Origin of the sequence: Scandinavium goeteborgense, assembly GCF_003935895.2 — a bacterium.
GTDB lineage: Bacteria > Pseudomonadota > Gammaproteobacteria > Enterobacterales > Enterobacteriaceae > Scandinavium > Scandinavium goeteborgense.
In genome coordinates, this window is the sequence record NZ_CP054058.1 from 1,162,112 (window position 1) to 1,181,795 (window position 19,684).

The following is a 19,684-nucleotide window of genomic DNA, read 5'->3' on the forward strand; positions in this document are numbered from 1 at the left end:
CGGGACTTCCCGTCCGGTTCTCTCATTCGCGGATCTTGTGTTACACTCATCGCGTTTTTAGCAGTTCCATGTTGAGGTCATTCTGAACGCTCCGGCTCAGCTCTCTTTGCCACTCTATCTTCCCGACGACGAAACCTTTGCGAGTTTCTGGGCGGGTGATAACTCTTCTTTACTTGCCGCAGTGCAAACCATGCTGCGTCAGGATCACAGCGGATACATTTACGTCTGGTCGCGCGAAGGCGCTGGCCGCAGCCATTTGCTGCACGCAGCGTGCGCCGAGCTTTCACAGCGTGGTGACGCCGTCGGCTATGTTCCGCTGGATAAACGTACCTGGTTCGTTCCGGATGTGCTGGAAGGCATGGAACATCTGTCGCTGGTTTGCATCGATAATATCGAATGCGTGGCCGGGGATGAGACGTGGGAAATGGCGATTTTTAATCTCTACAACCGCATTCTCGAATCGGGCAAAACGCGTCTGCTGATCACCGGCGATCGTCCACCACGCCAGCTGAATGTGGCGCTGCCGGATCTCGCATCCCGCCTCGACTGGGGGCAAATCTACAAGCTGCAACCGTTGTCCGATGAGGATAAACTCCAGGCGTTACAGTTGCGTGCCAAAATGCGTGGGTTTGAGATGCCGGAAGACGTCTGCCGCTTCCTGATGAAGCGCCTCGATCGCGAAACCCGCACCCTGTTTATGACGCTTGATCAGCTCGATCGCGCGTCGATTACCGCTCAACGCAAGCTGACTATCCCGTTTGTGAAAGAGATCCTCAAGCTGTAAGCCGGATAAGCATAGCGCCATCCGGCACCATTGCCCGGCGGCGCTACGCTTGCGCGGGCCTACAAAACCACACGACATTACGCCAAATCATCCAATAAATGCTGCACCAACAACGGTATCGGTCGCCCTGACGCCACGCTTCTGCCGCCTTCACGCCACAATGCCGTGCCGCTGACATCCAGGTGCGCCCATGGAATTTCCGGTGGGCAGAAATGATGGAGCAACCACGCCGCCGATGCGCTGATCGCCGCGTTGTTGGTTGGGGTATTACACAAATCGGCAATCGCGCTTTCGGTCTGTTTTTTCATTCGCCCATCGAGCGGCAGCGACCAGACCTCGTCGCCACTTTTCTTCCCGGCCCGAACCAACTGCTCGCGCAACCTCTCGTTTTGCGTCATCAACCCGCTCAGCTCATAGCCCAGCGCTTTTACCACTGCACCCGTCAGCGTCGCCATATCGATAATGAAATGGGTCTGCGGATGACGCTGGCTCGCCCAGGCAATCGCATCGGCCAGAACCAGACGGCCTTCGGCGTCGGTGTTATTAATTTCCACCGTCATCCCGTTACAGGCGCGCGCCACGCTGCCAGGCTGCATGGCCTCCGGGCCGATGGCGTTTTCTGCCAGCGCCAGCACGCCCATCACCCGCACCGGGAGCGCCAGTTCCGCAATACTCAGCATCAGGCCGAGCACGTTTGCCGCGCCGCACATGTCGTATTTCATGGTGTACATGCCTGCGCCTGCTTTCAGCCACAGGCCGCCGGTGTCGAACGTAATGCCTTTCCCAACGTAGCTGCGAACCGGGCCATCTTTCGCCCCGTCATAATGAATAGCTAACAGGCGAGGCGGGCGCGATGAGCCTTTGCCGACGGCGTGCAGCAGGCCCAGTCCTTGCTCAACGATCGCTTTTTCATCCAGCACTTCGCAACGAAGAGTCGGGAAAAGTTTGCACAGTTTCTGCGCCTCCTCGACCACATACTGCGGCGTACAGATTTCCGAAGGAATATCCGCCAGCCGACGTGCCGCCAGCATCCCATTGGCGACCGCATGCTGCTGGCGAAATGCCGACTGCAGCGTTTCCTGCTGCGACGGTAGACAGAATCCGGTCAGGCATTTGACCCGATCGCGCGCAGTTTTGCCGCTTTTCAGGCCAAGATCGTCGAGGCTGTGATCGAGATTGAAGACCCAACGCAGCACTGGATCGCGCACGCCGCTTTCCGTCAGCAACGTGCAGTCCAGCACCACGTTTTCGCTAACGGGCTTTTTGAATAACGGACGCAACGCCACGAGCAGTTCTTCGGTCAGCGTATCCTGCCACGCGGCATCAGGAATCATTGTGATGCGGGCGAACGGCGGGCAGCCAAATTGACTGTCTGCCAGCTGACCCTTTCGGGCCTGGGCGACCATTTCCGCCAGCAGCGGAATGTCGAACGCCTCCAGCAGCGGGCTGTCAGGTGAGGTAATCAAATGACTGCCGTGCGCTAAGACGGAAGGATCGGTGACTAAACGATATTCCATGATTTACTCCTCAATCGGGGCGCGAATGCGCGTGGCGTAAGCCTGCATCCATTCATCATCCACCGGCTGGTAATGGGTTTTCTCCTGGCGGCGCTCGGCGCGGTAAACGGTCAGAGGCTGATTTTCTGAGGCGACCACAAACGAAAACGTTTTGATGTTGGTGGCGGCGCCAAATTCCCCACGACGGTTCATGCACACCACCGACAGGTCGCCCGCGCGGCCAAAGCGCGACATCAGCTTGTCTTCCAGCTCAAACACCACCGAATCCGCGGCGTCCTGCGGCGACATACCGCCCGCCATCCGACGCACGATTTCGTAGCTGGTGCAGCCTTTCATCAGGTCTTCGCCAACGCCGGTGGCGGTTGCCGCGCCGGTTTCGCTGTCGCAGTAAAAGCCGGAGCCCATGATCGGCGAATCGCCAATGCGTCCGCGTTTTTTCATAAACAGACCGCTGGTAGAGGTGGCGACGCTCATTGAACCTTGTTGATCGAGCCCGATGATGCCGACCGTGTCGTGGCCGTCATACGGGCTGAGGCCTTTGTCGAGCGTTTCACGACAGCGCTTGCGGTAGTGCTGCATGGCACGGTCGGTCAGCATAATTTTCTCGGCAAAACCCTGTTCCAGCGCCCATTCGCGCGCGCCCTGGCCGACAAGTAGCGAGTTATAGCGCTGGCGGCTGAGCGCCTGTGCCACGCGAACCGGATTGGCGATATCAATCAGATTGCCGACCGCACCAAACGCCAGGGTGTCGCCGTCCATAAAGGCGGCGTCCAGTTCAACCTCGCCGTTTTCGGTCGGCAGCCCGCCGTAGCCGACGGATTTGTAGAGCGGAAAGTCTTCGACGGCTACAACAGCATCCACCACGGCGGTGGAGGCGGCTCTCCCTGCGGCCAGCGCCGACGCTGATTCAGTGACACCTTCCAGCGCCATTCGCCAGGTTGCAATAATTCCCCACATCGTTACGACTCCTGTTTTGCCATCTGGCGGGTTTCATTTTCGGTCACGATTTCTGCTGCCCGGTACTGCTTATCGAGAATGCGCATGAACGGCAGGTAAAGCATCGCGCCAATCAATAGATTCAGTATTTGCATCACGCTGCCGGAAAGGTGCCCGGTAACAATAAATCCGCTCAGCACCGGCGGCAGCGTCCACGGGATGAACACTCCGGTGGTGACCGCCACCGCGCCGATTTTCATCGCCACGTACTGGATGGTGACCAGCACCAGCGGCACGAGATTAAACGGGATAAGCATGATCGGGTTCATGATCACCGGCAGGCCGAACAGCACCGGTTCGTTGATGTTGAATATCGACGCGCCTGCACCGAGGCGCGCCACTTCGCGCATGTTTTTACTGCGGGCGAAAATCAGCATCGCAATCACCAGCGACAGCGTGGCACCCGCGCCGCCCATCCAGATCATGTCGAAGAACTGCTCGGTAATAATGTGCGGCGGGGTCACGCCCGCCTGAATGGCGGCGATGTTGTCAGTCTGATTTTCCATCCACAGTGGACGAATAATGCCGTTGATCATCGAGCCGGAGTTAATGCCCACCGACCACAGAATGGTGATGCTGAACACGGTCATCAGCGCGCCGAAATACGAGGTGCCATAGTGGCGAACCGGGGTGGCGACCACTTCATAAATGAACTGGTGAATGGTGTTGTAGTGGGTGTTTTCAAAGCCGATGCGGATGATCAGCACCAGGATCATCACCAGCAGCGCCGGGATCAGCGCCGCGAAAGACTCCTGCACCGCAGGCGGCACGCCGTCGGGCATTTTGATCACCAGCTTTTTACGCTTCAGCCAGCAGAACAGTTCGGTCCACAGCAGTGAGCCGATCATCGCCACGAACAGACCTTTGCTGCCGATCCACTCCACCGGCATGACGGTGATCCCGCCGTTTTCCGCGACTTTGATAAACGGGGTCAGGATAAGGAAGCTCACCAGCGCCAGAATGCCGCACGAGACGCGGTCTTCGTTGTAATGCTCCGCCAGGCGATAGGCCACCAGGAAACTGATAAACAGCGACATGGTGGAGAACACCGCATTGAACGGGATCTCAACAATGCTGCTCCAGCTCTCACCAAAGGTGTGAGACATAAACTGCTGATAACCCTGATTGGGGAACGACGAAATCACCAGCAGGATCGAACCGACAATGATAAACGGCATGAATGAAACATAGGCGCCGCGAATGGCGCACAGATGACGCTGCTGTGCGGCTTTCGCCGCCAACGGCATCAGTTTGGCTTCTAAAAATCCCAGAACATTGTTCATTGTGAGCTCCGCACGAGACTGACTATTTGATTGTGTGTTATGTATGCGGATTATCAGTGAAAGGCGGGCGGTGAAAGGTGAATCCGGTCACAATGCCAACGCATGATGTATATAAATCTCATATGATTAGTTCTGACCGATCATCAGGAATTGACGATGGAAATTAAGCTGCATGCTAATGCCACCACTACGCCACGCGTGCGTCGCTACCTTCAGCAGTCTGATAAAAGCGACCGTGAGCTGGCAAAAGAGCTGGGTATTTCAGTGACCACCGTACGCCGCTGGCGCAATCGCGAGCAAACGGGAGACAAGCACACCACGCCGCATGTGGTACACAAAGTAATGAGACTTGAACAGGTGGCGCTGGTGAATGCGCTGCGCGATACCCTGCATGCGCCGCTGGATGAACTGCTGTTTATGGTTAACGCAGGCTTAGGCATTACGGTTTCTCGCGCCACGTTGAACCGTTATTTAAGGCCTGCGCATCAACGGGAAAAGGGCGGCGCACAGGGGAAAAAAGCGCTGAAGGCAGGTGCCGTACCGAATACGCTAACGCTGCATTATCGGCGGCTGTCGATGACCATGGACGACGGCGGCGATCATCATTTGCTGTGGGCGCGGGAACCGCTGAGCGGCTGGTGCCACGCCCGGGTCTATTCCGGCATCTCGTTACCGCTGGTTGAGAATTGGTTCCAGGAAACGCTGACGCGCTGTCCGGCTGATATTCAATGTCTTGAGACTGAGCCGGTAAAGTGGCTTGAGATTGACGCGCCGGGCATCAAAGTTTCCCGTCTGCCGCAGGTTACAGCGAGCACGATTACCTTTACGGAAACTCTGCGTACGCTGGTTCCTGCCGCGATGGAGCCGGATGCGCTGGTGCAGCAGCTGAGTGTGTTATGGAATACCGGGAAAACGCAGAAGAAACTGGGAGAATGTACGCCGCAGGGCTTTTTACAGACACACGCTGCGGCGTTAAGGCCTAGATAATTTCCAGCACCTGTTCCGGCGGTCGGCCAATCCGCGCCTGACCCTCTTTCACCACAATCGGGCGTTCAATCAGCTTGGGATGGGCAATCATCGCCTCAAGCAGTGCGCTTTCACTCAGCGCGCTGTCGGCCAGATTCAGCTCTTTATAGAGATCTTCTTTCTGACGCATCAGCTCACGGGCGCTGGTCATACCGAGCATTTTCAGCAGATTCTTCAGCGTCGCTGCATCGGGCGGCGTGTCGAGATACAGCACCACGTCCGGCTCCACGCCGTTGTCTTTCAGCAGCGCTAAGGTTTCGCGGCTCTTGGTACAGCGTGGGTTGTGGTAAATCTGGACCGCATGACTCATCGGGTGTCCTTACATTTTTGAATAGGGTTTGAAAGTTTCCTGCAACTGACGGAACTGGTCAATGCGCGCGTCATACCGTGCCTGCTGCAGACTGCCGAGTTTGACCTGGGCGCTGGCGTTGCTGAGCAGAGAAATCGACTGATCGAGTCGACCGACCAGGGCCATGCCTTCTGCCCGGGCTGCCAGTTCCTGATCGCGATTGCCGAGTTTCCCTTCCGCCTGGGCCAGCAAATCCCAACCGTTCACATCGTCTTTATAAGTAAAGGTGTAGCGATTGAGCAGGGTGGCCGCTTCCGCCGGGTTGCCGGACTGAAGTAGGGCGTTAGCCAGGTTCAACTGTAGCACCGGGCTGTTGCGTAACTCTTTCGCCGCTTTCAGACGGTTAACGGCTTCTGCGTTTTTGTTCTGGCCGAGGGAAATGTCCGTCGCCAGATCGAGATACCAGGCGTTCTGCGGATTGGCGGTTAACAGCGGCTGCAATTGCTTGCTGGCCTCAACATAGTTATTGGCCTCCATCGCCTGAAGGGCGCGGCCATACTGCGCGGCGTGCTGCTCGCGAATATTGCCTTTGGACCAGCTGTCGAGCAGGTCGCTGCTGAGCTGGTTCTGACCGTTGTTATACATGCCAAGCGTACGCGCCTTCGCCATGTAGAAATCTTCGGAAGACTGCACCACTACTGGACGCATCTGGTTGGCGCGGTTACGAGCATCCGACAGACGGCTTTCCGGCAGGGGGTGCGTCAGCAGCATTTCGGGTGGTCTGGAAGAGTAGCGCGACTGATCCATCAGCTTGTCCATAAACTGCGGCATACCCTGCGGATCGAAACCGGAACGCTGCAATACCTGAATGCCGATGCGGTCAGCTTCTTCTTCGTTCTGACGGGTGAAGCTGATCAGGCCCTGCTGCGTGCCCGCCAGCGTACCGGTGAGCGCCGCCATCCCGGCCTGCGGGCTGGCCATCGCCAGCAGAATCGACCCCAGCGCGCCCACCCAGGTCAGCGGTGCGTTACGCTTCTGGTCTTCCATTGCGCGGGCCAGGTGACGTTGGGTCACGTGCGAAATTTCGTGCGCCATCACGGAAGCCAGCTGGCTTTCGGTGTCGGCATAGCGGAACAGCGCCGAGTGCAGGACCACGTTTCCGCCGAAGAAGGCGAAGGCGTTCAGCTCATCGTTGTTAATTAAAAAGAAGTGGAACGGTGTACGCACCGAGTTGGCGTGAGACACCAGGCGCATCCCGAGACCGTTAATGTATTGAACCAGCAGCGGATCGTTAATCAGCGGCGCACTGCCGCGCAACTGGCGCACGTAAAAATCGCCCATCTGCATCTCTTGTCCGATAGAGAGCGTGCTTCCTGCGGTGGTGCCCATATCCGGCAGTGTATCTGCGGAGTCCGCAAAGGCAGGCAAGGCCTGGCTCAGGGTCAACGACGCGATGAGAGTCGCAACCAGCGTTTTTTTTAACTGCCTGAACATAACTCGGTCCTGTATGTAGGGTGTGCCAGTTTGACCGACAACGCGGCGTAACGTTCCACTGTCGGCAGCCATCGCAGTTTAGCTGGCTGTGAGACGCCTGAATATACCCTTGCGCGACTTTTGCTACTGGGTGCGGTGCCGCGCAAAAAGCACAGGCAATTTTGTGACATTTCGATACAATTCACGCGGGCCTTTTGCCCGCCATTCAGGGAACGGTGTAGTTATGCTCGAAATGTTAATGCAGTGGTATCGTCGTCGTTTCAGCGATCCGGAAGCGATAGCGCTGCTGGTTATTCTCCTTGCCGGGTTCGGCATTCTCTTTTTCTTCAGCGGTCTGCTGGCACCTTTACTGGTCGCCATTGTGCTCGCGTATCTGCTCGAATGGCCGACCGTTCGCCTGGAGCGTATTGGCTGCTCGCGACGTTGGGCCACCTCAATTGTGCTGGTGTTCTTTGTCGGCGTTGTGATGCTGATGGCCTTTGTGGTGATGCCGGTCGCCTGGCAACAGGGCATTAATTTAATCCGCGATATGCCGGGGATGCTCAATAAGCTTTCTGATTATGCCGCCACGCTGCCGAGGCGTTATCCGGCGCTGATGGATGCCGGGATTATTGATGCGATGGCAGAAAACATCCGTAGCCGGATGCTGACGATGGGCGATTCGGTCGTGAAATACTCCCTCGCTTCGCTGGTGGGCCTGCTGACGCTGGCGGTTTATCTGGTGCTGGTGCCGCTAATGGTGTTCTTCCTCGTGAAGGACAAAGAGCAAATGCTCAATGCCGTTCGCCGCGTGCTGCCGCGCAATCGCGGGCTGGCAGGCCAGGTGTGGACGGAGATGAATCAGCAAATCACCAACTATATTCGCGGCAAAGTGCTGGAGATGATTGTTGTTGGCGTCGCCACCTGGATTGGCTTCCTGCTGTTCGGGCTGAACTATTCACTGCTGCTGGCGGTGCTGGTTGGCGTGTCGGTGCTGATTCCGTATATCGGCGCGTTCGTGGTGACCATTCCGGTGATTGGCGTGGCGCTGTTCCAGTTTGGTTTGGGCACCGAGTTCTGGAGCCTGTTGGCGGTGTACCTGATAATTCAGGGCCTCGACGGTAACCTGCTGGTGCCGGTGCTGTTCTCTGAAGCGGTAAACCTGCATCCGCTGGTGATCATCCTCTCCGTCGTCATTTTCGGCGGACTGTGGGGATTCTGGGGCGTGTTCTTCGCCATTCCGCTGGCGACGCTTATCAAAGCGGTGGTGCACGCCTGGCCGGATAGTCCGGCCGTCGTTGAGGATATGGAGTAAATATTTAAGTGCAAAGCGTGAACGCCGTCATAGCGTCACGCTTTGCCCTCTTCGCGGCATTTTTCCCCGTCAGACTCCCCTAAGCAGCCAGAATCTCTCTCTTTTTTACGCCGTGACTTTCTGTTCCTGAATTTTATTTGTCAGATTCACCAAAAAAGGCGGCATCTCTGCGTCTTTTTTTGTGTTTTCATCCTGGGCGTCCGGTGGGCGAATTCGCTTATAAGAGGCAGCAATAAAGTCACAGGGAGCAGGTGAGGACAATGATGAGACACAATTATTTAAAGGACTATACCGCGCAGCAGATAGTGCAGCGTGCGATGAGGATTATTCCTTACTCGGTGAACGTGATGGATGAGCACGGCGTGATTATCGCCTCGGGCGAACCCACGCGGATCCAGCAGCGCCATGAAGGCGCCATTCTGGCGTTGAAAGAGAATCGGGTGGTGGAGATTGATTCCGCCACTGCCAATCAACTCAAAGGCGTGCGGCCGGGGATCAATCTCCCGATGTCGTTCAACGGGCAGCTGATTGGCGTGCTGGGTATTACCGGCGAGCCGAATAAGGTCCGGGCCTACGCGGAGCTGGTGAAGATGGCCTCGGAGTTGATCATCGAGCACATGGTGCTTATCGAGCAGAAACAGTGGGATAAGCGCTACCGCGAAGAGCTGATTAACAAGCTGATTCAACATGAAAATACGCCGGATTCCCTGCACTCGATGGCGTCATACCTCGGGATCGATCTGGCGTTGCCACGGGTGGTGATGGTGATTGAGCTGCGCCAGCCGGATCGCGAAGCGCTGCGTAATCTGATGGATTATTTCGACAACCGCGCCCGCGATCATCTGGTGACATTCAGCGATTTCAATGAGCTGATTATCATCAAGCCGATTGTGCTGAAGGGCGGAGAATGGGATGTGCGCCAGGAGATGAGCGCCTTGCAGAGCTTTAAATCCTGGGCGACGTCGTCTGGTTTTAGCCGCATCATCATCGGCGGTTATTTCCCCGGGGAAACCGGGCTGCATCGTTCGTTGCAGTCGGCCCGGGCAACCCAGGCGCTGGTGAAGCGACAGAAACTTAAAAGCCAGTATGTTTTCTATCACGATTACGCGCTGCCTGCGCTGCTGGGCGGGGTGTCGGAAAGCTGGCAGGTGCAGGAGTTGTCGCGCCTGTGGCTGCATCTGGTTGAAAACGATGCCAAAGGCGTTTTGCAGCACACCCTGCGCACATGGTTTGAACAGAACTGTGACCTTACTCAAACCGCCAATGTCCTGCACATTCACGTCAATACGTTGCGCTATCGCCTTCAGCGCTGTGAGGATATTACTCAGATAAAAATCAATGAGTTGAAAGATAGGCTCTGGCTGTATATCGGCATGGAGCTGCAGCGTGAATCTGTCGGATCCCACAATTTAACCTCCGCGACAGGGGCGAAAGTTCGTTAGAACCTCCAGGCCAAACGGCGACGTAATTTTCCATACTGCGTCGTCACTTAATGGAGGCGCAACGTATGACGTCGATATCCGCATTAGGGGCCATAGCCGCACTGGTCGTGGCCATCATTTTGATTCTGAGAAAGGTTTCCCCCGCCTACGGCATGATGGTCGGGGCGTTGGTCGGTGGTCTGGTGGGTGGCGCAGATTTGCTGCAAACCGTGACCCTGATGGTCACCGGCGCGCAGGGCATCACCAACGCTGTGCTGCGTATTCTGGCCGCTGGAGTGCTGGCGGGCGTGCTGATTGAATCCGGCGCGGCGAACACCATTGCCGAAACGGTAGTGAAAAAGGTCGGTGAAACCCGGGCGCTGCTGGCGCTAGCGATTGCCACGATGTGCCTGACGGCGGTAGGCGTATTTGTTGATGTGGCGGTGATTACCGTGGCACCGATTGCCTTGTCGATTGCCCGTCGCGCAAAGCTTTCGAAAACCGCAATTTTGCTGGCGATGATCGGCGGCGGTAAGGCCGGTAACGTGATGTCGCCGAACCCGAACGCCATTGCCGCTGCCGATAACTTCCACGTACCACTGACGTCGGTAATGCTCGCCGGTGTGATCCCCGGTCTGTTTGGCCTGGCGCTGGCGTACTTCCTGGCAAAAAGACTGAGCAAAAAGGGCAGTCCGGTCACCGAAGAAGAAGTGATTTCTCATGGCGATACCCGCGGCCAGCCGGGGTTCATGGTGTCCATCAGCGCCCCGCTGGTGGCCATTGTGCTGCTGTCGCTGCGGCCCATTGCCGGGATTGCTATCGACCCGCTGATTGCCTTACCGCTCGGTGGGCTGGTGGGCGCGCTGTTAATGGGACGCATTAAAGAGAGCAATCACTTTATGACCGCCGGGCTGGCGCGGATGGCGCCCGTCGCCATTATGCTGCTGGGCACCGGGACGCTGGCGGGGATCATCGCCAACTCGGAACTGAAAGATGTGCTTATTCACGGCCTGACGGCGTCGGGTCTACCGGCCTATCTGCTGGCACCGATTTCCGGGTCCATTATGTCGATGGCAACCGCCTCGACGACGGCGGGCACTGCGGTGGCATCAGGCGTATTTGCGCCAACGCTGCTGGAGCTGGGCGTTTCCGCTCTGGCCGGGGCCGCGATGATCCACGCGGGTGCCACGGTGCTCGATCATCTGCCGCATGGCAGCTTCTTCCACGCCACCGGCGGCAGCGTCAGCATGATTATTCGCGAACGTTTGAAGCTGATGCCGTATGAAACGCTGGTCGGTCTGGCCATCACTATTGTCTCGACCCTGATGTTTGGCGTATTTGGACTCGCAGGATAACCGGTATGAAAATCGTAATTGCACCTGATTCATTCAAGGAAAGTTTGTCAGCGATGGCGGTAGCGACCGCCATTGAACAGGGATTTCGCCAGATTTACCCGGACGCACAGTACGTTAAAGTGCCGATGGCTGATGGCGGCGAAGGCACGGTGGAATCGATGGTGGAAGCGAGCGGCGGCCGCTACCAGACTCAACAGGTTATCGGTCCATTAGGCCAGCCGGTGCAGGCGCGCTGGGGTCTGATGGGCGATGGCGAAACGGCGATCATAGAAATGGCGTCTGCGTCGGGTCTGCATCATGTCCCTGTGGCGCAGCGGAATCCGTTACAGACCACCAGTTATGGCACCGGGGAGCTGATCCTCGCGGCGCTGGAGTGCGGCGTGACGCGCATTATTCTGGGGATTGGCGGCAGCGCTACCAACGACGGCGGGGCAGGGATGATGCAGGCGTTAGGAGCCCGCTTGCGTGATGTGCAGGGGCATGAGCTGGCGCACTGTGGTGGCGCGCTGAGTGAGCTGGCGAGCATCGACCTGAGCGGCTGTCATCCAAAATTGAAAGACGTGACCATCACCGTTGCCTGCGATGTGAATAATCCACTCTGCGGTCCGCAGGGCGCGTCGGCGATTTTCGGCCCACAGAAAGGGGCAACGCCGGAGATGATTGAAACGCTGGACGCCGCGCTGGCACAGTGGGGCGCACTCATCCAACAGCAGACCGGTCGCGAGGTGCTCAACGCGCCGGGTGCCGGTGCGGCGGGCGGTATGGGCAGTGCGCTGCTGGGGCTGTTAAATGCTCAACTACGTGCAGGTGTGGAAATCGTGGTGGAAGCGCTTAGGCTCGAACAGGCGGTGAAAGACGCGGACCTGGTGATTACCGGGGAAGGGCGGCTCGACAGCCAGAGCATCTTCGGGAAAACGCCGATTGGCGTGGCGAGAGTGGCCAAGCTGCACCATAAACCGGTTATCGCGCTGGCGGGCGGCCTGAAAAGCTGTCACGGGGTGGTGTACGAGCACGGAATTGACGCGGCGTTTTCGATTCTGACTCAGGTGGTAACGCTGCCGGAAGCACTGGATGCGGCGGAAGAAAACTTGCGGATAACGGCGCGCAACGTGGCGTCGGTGTGGAAAATGGCAGGGCATTGATTTTGTAGGCCCGGTAAGCGCTAGCGCCACCGGGCAAACTGTTATCAGGCGTTCTCTTTCAGCCAGTTCAGCACCACGTCGTGGTGATTGCTGGTTTTGAAGTCGTCGAACACGTGCTGGACTTTGCCGTCGCCGTCGATCAGGAAGCTGGTGCGGTGAATACCATCGTAGGTTTTGCCCATGAAGGTTTTCTCGCCCCAGATACCAAACTGTTCGCAGACCTGATGGTCTTCGTCAGAGAGCAGGGTAAAATTCAGCACTTCTTTTTCAGCGAAACGGGAGAGCTTTTCCGGTTTATCCGTACTGATACCCAGCACGTCAACACCCGCTTTTTTTAACTCATCCATATTGTCGCGTAAGCCGCAGGCCTGCACGGTGCAGCCAGGCGTCATGGCTTTCGGGTAGAAATAAACCAGAACACGCTGTCCCTGGAAGTCGGTTAAATTTACTTGCTCACCGTCTTGATCGGGCAAGCTAAATTTCGGTGCGATGTCACCGGCTTTCAGTGGGGTCATTACGAAACTCCATCTTGTTCATCATGCTGTGAATAATTGACGATGTTTATACTGCCTTGCGCTTTCAGTTCTGTACACAGGTCTTTAAACGCTTGTTCGATCTTTGCCGCATTTTGCGATGCCGGACTGTGGGCCGTCACCTGAATAAAGAGCTGCGGAGAAGCCGCACTGTCACCGGGCTGAATACGGGAAACCAGCTCGGCGATGTTCATGCCATGCGAGTCTAATAAGCCGGTAAATCGCTCGATAATATGCGGTGAATCAGGCACTTCAACCTGTACTACGACGGTTAAAGGTTGCGCCGGGCGCGGCTGCGCCGAGGTGCGCTTCATCACAATCAGTAAATCCAGCTCCGCCCCTTTTAACGGCAACGTCGATTCAATCAGGGTAATGGCATTCCAGGTGCCGGAGAGCAGCATAATAAACGTAAATTCATCGCCGAGCATCGCCAGGCGGCTGTCCTCAATATTACAGCCACAGCTACTGACGTGACGCGTGATGGTGTTTACGATGCCAGGGCGATCGGCACCCAAGGCAGTAATCACCAAATAGTGATGTAGGGAGGCTGTCAAACCTGTTCTTCCTGTGAAAAGGGGAGGTTGCGACTAGGAAAGCATAAAAAAAACCGGCATACAACATCCTGAGTGCCTCCGGTCTCTTGCTTTTATAACAGGACCAAACGTACCATTGAGGCTATTGTCCGCACATCTGCACTGAGGATGGCCCATGTTCACGGGAAGTATTGTAGCGCTTGTCACGCCGATGGATGAAAAAGGTCAGGTCGACCGCTCCAGCCTGAAAAAACTGATTGATTACCATGTCGCCAGCGGAACCTCGGCGATTGTTTCGGTAGGAACTACCGGTGAGTCTGCCACCCTGAGCCACGATGAGCACGGTGATGTGGTGATGATGACTGTTGAACTCGCCGACGGCCGTATTCCGGTGATTGCAGGCACGGGGGCAAATGCCACCGCAGAGGCCATCAGCCTGACCCAGCGCTTCAATAACAGCGGTATCGTTGGTTGTCTGACGGTAACGCCGTACTACAACCGTCCGACTCAGGAAGGTCTGTTCCAGCATTTCAAAGCGATTGCCGAACATACTGATTTGCCACAAATTCTGTATAATGTGCCGTCCCGTACCGGTTGCGATATGCTGCCGGAAACCGTGGGACGCCTGGCACAAGTCAAAAATATTATCGCTATTAAGGAAGCCACCGGGAACTTAAGTCGCGTTCACCAGATCAAAGAGCTGGTTTCTGATGACTTTATTCTGCTGAGTGGTGATGATGCCACTGCGCTGGACTTCATGCAGCTGGGTGGTCACGGTGTTATTTCCGTGACGACTAACGTAGCCGCGCGCGAAATGGCAGAAATGTGTAAACTGGCCGCCGACGGGTGCTTTGCTGAAGCCCGTGCGATTAACCAGCGTCTGATGCCGTTGCACAATAAATTATTTGTCGAACCCAATCCTATCCCGGTTAAATGGGCTTGTAAGGAATTGGGTCTTGTGGCGACCGATACGCTGCGCCTGCCAATGACCCCGATCACCGCCCATGGCCGTGACGAGGTGGCATCCGCGCTGAAGCATGCCGGTCTGCTGTAAAGTTTAGGGAGATTTGATGGCTTACTCAGTACAGAAGTCGCAGCTGGCGAAAGTTGCGGGTGTTTCGCTTGTTCTGCTCCTCGCAGCCTGTAGCTCAGATTCGCGCTACAAGCGCCAGGTGAGCGGTGATGAAGCCTATCTGGAAGCGCCGCCGCTTTCTGAACTTCATGCACCGGCCGGGATGATCCTGCCGGTCGAAAATGGCGAATACAACATCCCTGTGGCCCGCGGTGACGGCGCAACGGGTAAAGCACTGGACATTCGTCCGCCTGCACAGCCGTTAGCCCTGGTTTCAGGCGCGCGCACCCAGTTTACGGGTGACACCGCCACGCTGATGGTCGAAAGTGGCCGTAGCGGAAATCTGTGGCCGCAGGTTGTGAGCATCGTTCAGGATAAAAACTACACCATCGACAAGCGCGATGATGCGACGCAGACGCTGACCACCGATTGGGTCCAGTGGAACCGTCTGGACGAAGATCAGCAGTACCGTGGCCGCTATCAGGTCTCTGTTAAACCGCAGGGCTATCAACAAGCCGTGGTGGTGAAACTGCTGAATCTGGAACAGGCGGGCAAACCGGTTGCCGATGCTGCATCCCTGCAGCGTTACAGCGCCGAAATGCTGAACGTGATTTCTGCAGGTCTGGATAAAAACGCGACCAGCGCACAGAACGCCGCGCAGAGCCGCGACGGTGCAACCTTCGACGTACAAAGCGCGGCAGATGATACTGGCCTGCCAATGCTGGTTGTACGTGGTCCGTTCAACCAGGTGTGGCAGAAACTGCCGGCAGCACTGGAAAAAGCAGGCATGAAAGTGACCGACAGCACCCGTTCACAGGGCAGCATGAACGTCACCTACAAACCGCTTTCTGACAGCAGCTGGCGTGACCTTGGCGCAAGTGACCCGGGCCTGAGCTCTGGTGACTATAAGCTCCAGGTTGGCGACCTCGATAACCGCAGCAGCATGCAGTTCATCGATCCGAAAGGACATACGCTGACCCAGTCGCAAAACGACGCGCTGGTAGCCGTATTCCAGGCCGCATTTAAGTAAGAAATAAAAGGGCTGGAGCAATCCGGCCCTTTTTTCTGTTATCATACGCAAACGTGTGCGTCGGCAGAAAAGCCCGATTTTAATGTCTAATTTCCTACCCGGAGTATTGAAAGATGCAAAAGCAAGCTGAGTTGTATCGCGGCAAAGCGAAAACCGTTTACAGCACGGAAAACCCGGACCTGTTGGTGCTCGAATTCCGCAACGATACGTCAGCAGGTGATGGAGCGCGTATCGAACAGTTCGATCGTAAAGGGATGGTGAACAACAAGTTCAACCATTTCATTATGAGCAAACTGGAAGAAGCGGGCATTCCGACCCAGATGGAGCAGCTGCTGTCCGATACCGAGTGTCTGGTCAAAAAACTCGATATGGTGCCGGTAGAATGCGTTATCCGTAACCGCGCTGCGGGTTCGCTGGTGAAGCGTCTGGGCATTGAAGAAGGCATTGAGCTGAATCCGCCATTGTTCGATCTGTTCCTGAAAAACGACGAAATGCACGATCCGATGATCAACGAATCCTACTGCGAAACCTTCGGGTGGGTGAACCGCGAAAATCTGGCCACCATGCGTGAGTTGACCTACAAAGCCAACGACGTGTTGACGAAGCTGTTTGATGACGCGGGTCTTATCCTGGTCGATTTCAAACTCGAGTTCGGCTTGTTCAATGGCAAAGTGGTGTTAGGCGATGAGTTCTCGCCGGACGGCAGCCGTCTGTGGGATAAAAATACCATGGATAAAATGGACAAAGACCGTTTCCGCCAGAGCCTCGGTGGCCTGATTGAAGCCTACGAAGAAGTGGCGCGTCGTTTAGGCGTTCAGCTCGACTAACGCGAAACGCGAATCGTCTGCCTGGAGTCGCTGATGCTTACCGGGCCTGTAACTCAGAGGATGCTTGTCATCCTCTTTTGATATCTGCCTTGTTTACTATGGTAATCCTGCCTTTAACCGCCTACGATCACTGTATCAGGAACATGAAATACAGAGGTTGTTATGCGTTGGCAAGGTCGTCGCGAAAGCGATAATGTGGAAGACAGGCGAAACGATTCTGGCGGAATGTCCCCTATGGGCGGCCGCGGTGGTTTTCGTCTCCCAAGCGGAAAAGGCGGCATCATTCTGCTAATTGTGGTGGTGGTCGCGGGTTATTACGGGGTCGATCTCACCGGAATGCTCACCGGTCAGCCGATGCCGCAACAGCAGACGGCGCAGCGCTCCATCAGTCCGAACGATGACGAGTCCGCTAAATTCACCTCCGTTATTCTCGCCACCACAGAAGATACCTGGGGGCAGCTTTTCCAGAAAATGGGCCGGCAGTATCAACAGCCGAAGCTGGTGATGTACCGTGGTGCTACGCGCACCGGATGCGGCACCGGTCAGTCGGTCATGGGCCCGTTCTACTGCCCGGCGGACACCACCGTCTATATCGACCTCTCTTTCTACGACGACATGAAAAACAAACTTGGCGCTGATGGCGATTTTGCTCAGGGCTACGTGATTGCGCATGAAGTCGGACACCACGTGCAGAAGCTGCTTGGCATCGAGCCGAAAGTTCGCCAGATGCAGCAGAATGCGTCTAAAACTCAGGTGAACCAGCTGTCGGTGAAAATGGAACTGCAGGCGGACTGCTTCGCAGGCGTCTGGGGTCACAGCATGCAGCAGCAGGGCGTGCTGGAAGCGGGTGATGCACAGGAAGCGCTGAACGCGGCTGAAGCCATCGGCGATGACCGTTTGCAACAGCAGAGCCAGGGCCGCGTCGTACCGGACAGCTTCACCCACGGAACGTCAGAGCAACGATACACGTGGTTTAAACGCGGCTTTGACAGCGGGGACCCGTCCCAGTGCAACACCTTCGGTAAAACAGCGTTCAACTAATTCATGCCTGACATGGACGCCATTCTCGCGCAGGGCGCGAACATGAAAGCGCAAGGCATTCGCCGCCTGTTGGTTCTGAGCGGCGAGGCCGACTGGAGCTATCGGCAGGCTTTGCGCCTGCGCGAACGGTTGAGCGGCGACGGGCTGTTTATCTCCCCTGAGGTTCAGCCCGAACCGTACTGCGCGCCTTCGGCGCTGAAAACTCTTCTTGGGCGTGAATTCAAACACGCCTTTTTTGATGCCCGCCGTGGTTTTGACGTCGCCGCTTTTGCGGCGCTGGCAGGCACGCTAAAAGCCGGAAGCTGGCTGGTGCTGCTGGTGCCTCATCTTCAACGCTGGCCGACGCTGACGGATGACGATTCCGTACGCTGGAGCGACAGCCCTGATCCCATCTCCACGCCGCATTTTGTCGACCATTTTTGCCGCGTGTTGCACCGCGACACAGAAGCGCTGGTCTGGCAACAACATCTCCCGTTTACACTGCCCGAATATCCCCCGCGCCCGCAATGGCGCCCCGCGAATGGCGAACCGCAGACTGAGCAAGCGGCGATCCTGGCCGCGCTGAACACCCTGCCGCCGGGCGTGGCAGTGGTGACCGCCGAGCGCGGTCGAGGGAAATCCGCGCTGGCGGGAATGCTGCTGAAAACGCTGTCCGCGCGCGCTATCGTAACGGCTCCCGCCAAAGCGGCTACCGATGTGCTGGCGCATTTCGCGGGAGAACACTTCCGGTTTATGGCTCCTGACGCGTTGCTGGCCTCAGAGGAACAGGCGGCATGGCTGATTGTCGATGAGGCGGCCGCCATTCCTGGCCCGCTGCTTGAGCGGCTGGTGGGCCGTTTTCCGCACACGTTGTTGACCACGACCGTCCAGGGTTACGAAGGCACCGGGCGCGGTTTCATGCTTAAGTTTTGCGCCCGTTTCCCGCATCTGGCCGCGTTCACGCTGAATCAGCCGGTGCGTTGGGCCAGCGGTTGTCCGCTGGAAGCCTTCATCACCGAAGCGCTACTCTTTGATGATGCGCTTCCCGCGCTTCCCGCGCTGCCTGCGTCTGATACCGTCCAACTTCAACGCGTTGAACAAACGGCGTGGGAAAGCGAGCCGGAACACCTTTCCGCCATGTATCGGCTGCTTTCTGCCGCGCATTATCGAACGTCTCCCCTCGATTTACGCCGCATGATGGATGCCCCCGGGCAGCATTTTATTGCCGCGCGCGAAGGCGCAGCGCTGACCGGCGCGCTGTGGCTGGTGGAGGAGGGGGGGCTGAGCCTGGAACTGAGTCAGGCGGTGTGGGCCGGTTTTCGTCGCCCGCGCGGCAATCTGGTGGCGCAGTCACTGGCTGCACACGGCGGAAGTCCGCAGGCCGCCGCGCTCAGAAGCCAGCGTATCAGCCGCATCGCCATTCATCCGCAACGGCAACGACAGGGCACGGGCCAGCGTATGATTGCGGGCGTCATCGCGCAGACCACCGACTGCGATTATCTTTCTGTGAGCTTCGGTTTTACCGATGAACTCTGGCGCTTCTGGCAGCGGTGCGGTTTTCAGCTGGTGCGGTTGGGCACGCACCGGGAAGCCAGCAGCGGCTGTTACACCGCGATGGCCATTTACCCGCAGAGTGCGGCAGGCCATCAGCTTGCAGAGCGTGAGCAGGCTCGCTTCGCACGCGATGAATACTGGCTGGCGCAGTGGCGTGATGATGGCTGTCAGGCCGCAAATCAGCCGTCAGCGGCTATTCTTACAGAGGATGACTGGCAGGAACTGGCCGGGTTTGCCTGGGCGCATCGTCCGCTGATGGCGTCGGTCGGCAGCCTTCAAAGATTGCTCGCGGTGGTCACGCTGCCCTTGCCCGCATTACGGAGCGCGTTGGCGCAGCAAACCGACGCCGCACCGGCTCAGGGCGGGCGAAAAGCGCTCCTGTCGAAGCAGCGTCAGGAAGCGGCGAACGCGCTGAAATGCCTCGACGCGCATCGCAGTAAGACGCTGGCAGAACAGGTGAAAAACCTGCAGTTTTTTTAACAAACTCATTCAGTTAAATGTCATGGTCATTAAC

Annotated in this window: 18 protein-coding genes; 11 read left to right on the forward strand and 7 right to left on the reverse strand. The window is 57.0% G+C overall.

The features are described 5' to 3' along the window. The first annotated feature begins 82 nt into the window (after positions 1-82). Positions 83-784: a DnaA inactivator Hda gene (locus A8O29_RS06345; RefSeq protein WP_217448715.1), complete on the forward strand. Its 702-nt coding sequence runs from the start codon at positions 83-85 to the stop codon at positions 782-784. 77 nt (positions 785-861) lie between these two features. Here A8O29_RS06345 and A8O29_RS06350 read toward each other — a convergent pair whose 3' ends face one another. Genes A8O29_RS06350 through celB form a run of 3 tightly spaced genes read right to left on the reverse strand, consistent with a single transcriptional unit; the run spans position 862 to position 4,580 of the window. Next, entirely contained in the window at positions 862-2,304 is a 1,443-nt protein-coding gene (locus tag A8O29_RS06350; protein ID WP_420854015.1) for a leucyl aminopeptidase family protein, read from the reverse strand. Then, positions 2,305-3,258 (reverse strand): glycosylasparaginase, encoded by a 954-nt coding sequence (locus A8O29_RS06355; protein ID WP_125354211.1) that lies wholly within the window; start codon positions 3,256-3,258, stop codon positions 2,305-2,307. It lies immediately after the preceding gene. 2 nt (positions 3,259-3,260) lie between these two features. Then, on the reverse strand, positions 3,261-4,580 hold the full coding sequence (celB, locus tag A8O29_RS06360; protein WP_110508997.1) for a PTS cellobiose transporter subunit IIC: 1,320 nt from the start codon (positions 4,578-4,580) through the stop codon (positions 3,261-3,263). 156 nt (positions 4,581-4,736) lie between these two features. Here celB and A8O29_RS06365 point away from each other — a divergent pair, with 156 nt between their 5' ends. Continuing rightward, complete coding sequence (locus tag A8O29_RS06365; protein ID WP_125354212.1) at positions 4,737-5,567, forward strand: helix-turn-helix domain-containing protein; 831 nt, start codon at positions 4,737-4,739, stop codon at positions 5,565-5,567. Here A8O29_RS06365 and arsC read toward each other — a convergent pair. Next, positions 5,560-5,916 (reverse strand): arsenate reductase (glutaredoxin), encoded by a 357-nt coding sequence (arsC, locus tag A8O29_RS06370; protein ID WP_125354213.1) that lies wholly within the window; start codon positions 5,914-5,916, stop codon positions 5,560-5,562. The genes A8O29_RS06365 and arsC overlap by 8 nt on opposite strands. Before the next feature lie 9 nt (positions 5,917-5,925). Next, positions 5,926-7,389, reverse strand: coding sequence for a beta-barrel assembly-enhancing protease (bepA, locus tag A8O29_RS06375; protein WP_110509003.1), 1,464 nt, complete (start codon positions 7,387-7,389; stop codon positions 5,926-5,928). 223 nt (positions 7,390-7,612) lie between these two features. Between bepA and A8O29_RS06380 the strand changes: the two genes are divergently transcribed. The 4 genes from A8O29_RS06380 to A8O29_RS06395 all read left to right on the forward strand — a co-directional run bounded on the left by A8O29_RS06380 (position 7,613) and on the right by A8O29_RS06395 (position 12,601). Continuing rightward, positions 7,613-8,683: an AI-2E family transporter gene (locus tag A8O29_RS06380; protein WP_125354215.1), complete on the forward strand. Its 1,071-nt coding sequence runs from the start codon at positions 7,613-7,615 to the stop codon at positions 8,681-8,683. Positions 8,684-8,943: 260 nt separating this feature from the next. Beyond that, positions 8,944-10,125, forward strand: coding sequence for a sugar diacid recognition domain-containing protein (locus A8O29_RS06385; protein ID WP_125354216.1), 1,182 nt, complete (start codon positions 8,944-8,946; stop codon positions 10,123-10,125). A gap of 65 nt (positions 10,126-10,190) precedes the next feature. Continuing rightward, complete coding sequence (locus A8O29_RS06390) at positions 10,191-11,459, forward strand: GntP family permease (RefSeq protein WP_125354217.1); 1,269 nt, start codon at positions 10,191-10,193, stop codon at positions 11,457-11,459. A gap of 5 nt (positions 11,460-11,464) precedes the next feature. After that, the gene (locus tag A8O29_RS06395) at positions 11,465-12,601 is read left to right on the forward strand and encodes a glycerate kinase (protein WP_125354218.1); all 1,137 of its coding nucleotides are present in this window, start codon (positions 11,465-11,467) and stop codon (positions 12,599-12,601) included. A gap of 44 nt (positions 12,602-12,645) precedes the next feature. Here A8O29_RS06395 and bcp read toward each other — a convergent pair whose 3' ends face one another. Together bcp and A8O29_RS06405 are read right to left on the reverse strand one after the other, a co-directional pair. Continuing rightward, entirely contained in the window at positions 12,646-13,116 is a 471-nt protein-coding gene (bcp, locus tag A8O29_RS06400; RefSeq protein WP_125354219.1) for a thioredoxin-dependent thiol peroxidase, read from the reverse strand. Beyond that, positions 13,116-13,688 (reverse strand): glycine cleavage system transcriptional repressor, encoded by a 573-nt coding sequence (locus A8O29_RS06405; RefSeq protein ID WP_125354220.1) that lies wholly within the window; start codon positions 13,686-13,688, stop codon positions 13,116-13,118. The genes bcp and A8O29_RS06405 overlap by 1 nt, the downstream gene beginning before the upstream one ends. Before the next feature lie 154 nt (positions 13,689-13,842). Between A8O29_RS06405 and dapA the strand changes: the two genes are divergently transcribed. From dapA to A8O29_RS06430, 5 genes are all read left to right on the forward strand, one after another. Then, positions 13,843-14,721, forward strand: a complete 879-nt coding sequence (dapA, locus tag A8O29_RS06410) for a 4-hydroxy-tetrahydrodipicolinate synthase (protein ID WP_125354221.1) — start codon at positions 13,843-13,845, stop codon at positions 14,719-14,721. A gap of 16 nt (positions 14,722-14,737) precedes the next feature. Next, positions 14,738-15,769, forward strand: a complete 1,032-nt coding sequence (gene bamC, locus A8O29_RS06415; RefSeq protein ID WP_125354222.1) for an outer membrane protein assembly factor BamC — start codon at positions 14,738-14,740, stop codon at positions 15,767-15,769. A gap of 113 nt (positions 15,770-15,882) precedes the next feature. After that, entirely contained in the window at positions 15,883-16,596 is a 714-nt protein-coding gene (gene purC / locus A8O29_RS06420) for a phosphoribosylaminoimidazolesuccinocarboxamide synthase (protein ID WP_110509023.1), read from the forward strand. 162 nt (positions 16,597-16,758) lie between these two features. Further along, the gene (gene ypfJ / locus A8O29_RS06425) at positions 16,759-17,637 is read left to right on the forward strand and encodes a KPN_02809 family neutral zinc metallopeptidase (RefSeq protein WP_125354223.1); all 879 of its coding nucleotides are present in this window, start codon (positions 16,759-16,761) and stop codon (positions 17,635-17,637) included. Between the two features lie 12 nt (positions 17,638-17,649). Continuing rightward, the gene (locus tag A8O29_RS06430; protein WP_275942425.1) at positions 17,650-19,650 is read left to right on the forward strand and encodes a tRNA(Met) cytidine acetyltransferase TmcA; all 2,001 of its coding nucleotides are present in this window, start codon (positions 17,650-17,652) and stop codon (positions 19,648-19,650) included. Positions 19,651-19,684 lie beyond the last annotated feature (34 nt).

Excerpts from the sequence above, each read along its gene's own strand:
- A8O29_RS06395 (WP_125354218.1), top strand. The coding sequence starts at position 11,465 with ATGAAAATCGTAATTGCACCTGATTCATTCAAGGAAAGTTTGTCAGCG.
- bepA (WP_110509003.1), bottom strand. The coding sequence starts at position 7,389 with ATGTTCAGGCAGTTAAAAAAAACGCTGGTTGCGACTCTCATCGCGTCG.
- A8O29_RS06380 (WP_125354215.1), top strand. The coding sequence starts at position 7,613 with ATGCTCGAAATGTTAATGCAGTGGTATCGTCGTCGTTTCAGCGATCCG.
- arsC (WP_125354213.1), bottom strand. The coding sequence starts at position 5,916 with ATGAGTCATGCGGTCCAGATTTACCACAACCCACGCTGTACCAAGAGC.
- A8O29_RS06385 (WP_125354216.1), top strand. The coding sequence starts at position 8,944 with ATGATGAGACACAATTATTTAAAGGACTATACCGCGCAGCAGATAGTG.
- ypfJ (WP_125354223.1), top strand. The coding sequence starts at position 16,759 with ATGCGTTGGCAAGGTCGTCGCGAAAGCGATAATGTGGAAGACAGGCGA.
- A8O29_RS06430 (WP_275942425.1), top strand. The coding sequence starts at position 17,650 with ATGGACGCCATTCTCGCGCAGGGCGCGAACATGAAAGCGCAAGGCATT.
- purC (WP_110509023.1), top strand. The coding sequence starts at position 15,883 with ATGCAAAAGCAAGCTGAGTTGTATCGCGGCAAAGCGAAAACCGTTTAC.
- dapA (WP_125354221.1), top strand. The coding sequence starts at position 13,843 with ATGTTCACGGGAAGTATTGTAGCGCTTGTCACGCCGATGGATGAAAAA.
- A8O29_RS06390 (WP_125354217.1), top strand. The coding sequence starts at position 10,191 with ATGACGTCGATATCCGCATTAGGGGCCATAGCCGCACTGGTCGTGGCC.
- bamC (WP_125354222.1), top strand. The coding sequence starts at position 14,738 with ATGGCTTACTCAGTACAGAAGTCGCAGCTGGCGAAAGTTGCGGGTGTT.
- celB (WP_110508997.1), bottom strand. The coding sequence starts at position 4,580 with ATGAACAATGTTCTGGGATTTTTAGAAGCCAAACTGATGCCGTTGGCG.
- bcp (WP_125354219.1), bottom strand. The coding sequence starts at position 13,116 with ATGACCCCACTGAAAGCCGGTGACATCGCACCGAAATTTAGCTTGCCC.
- A8O29_RS06365 (WP_125354212.1), top strand. The coding sequence starts at position 4,737 with ATGGAAATTAAGCTGCATGCTAATGCCACCACTACGCCACGCGTGCGT.
- A8O29_RS06355 (WP_125354211.1), bottom strand. The coding sequence starts at position 3,258 with ATGTGGGGAATTATTGCAACCTGGCGAATGGCGCTGGAAGGTGTCACT.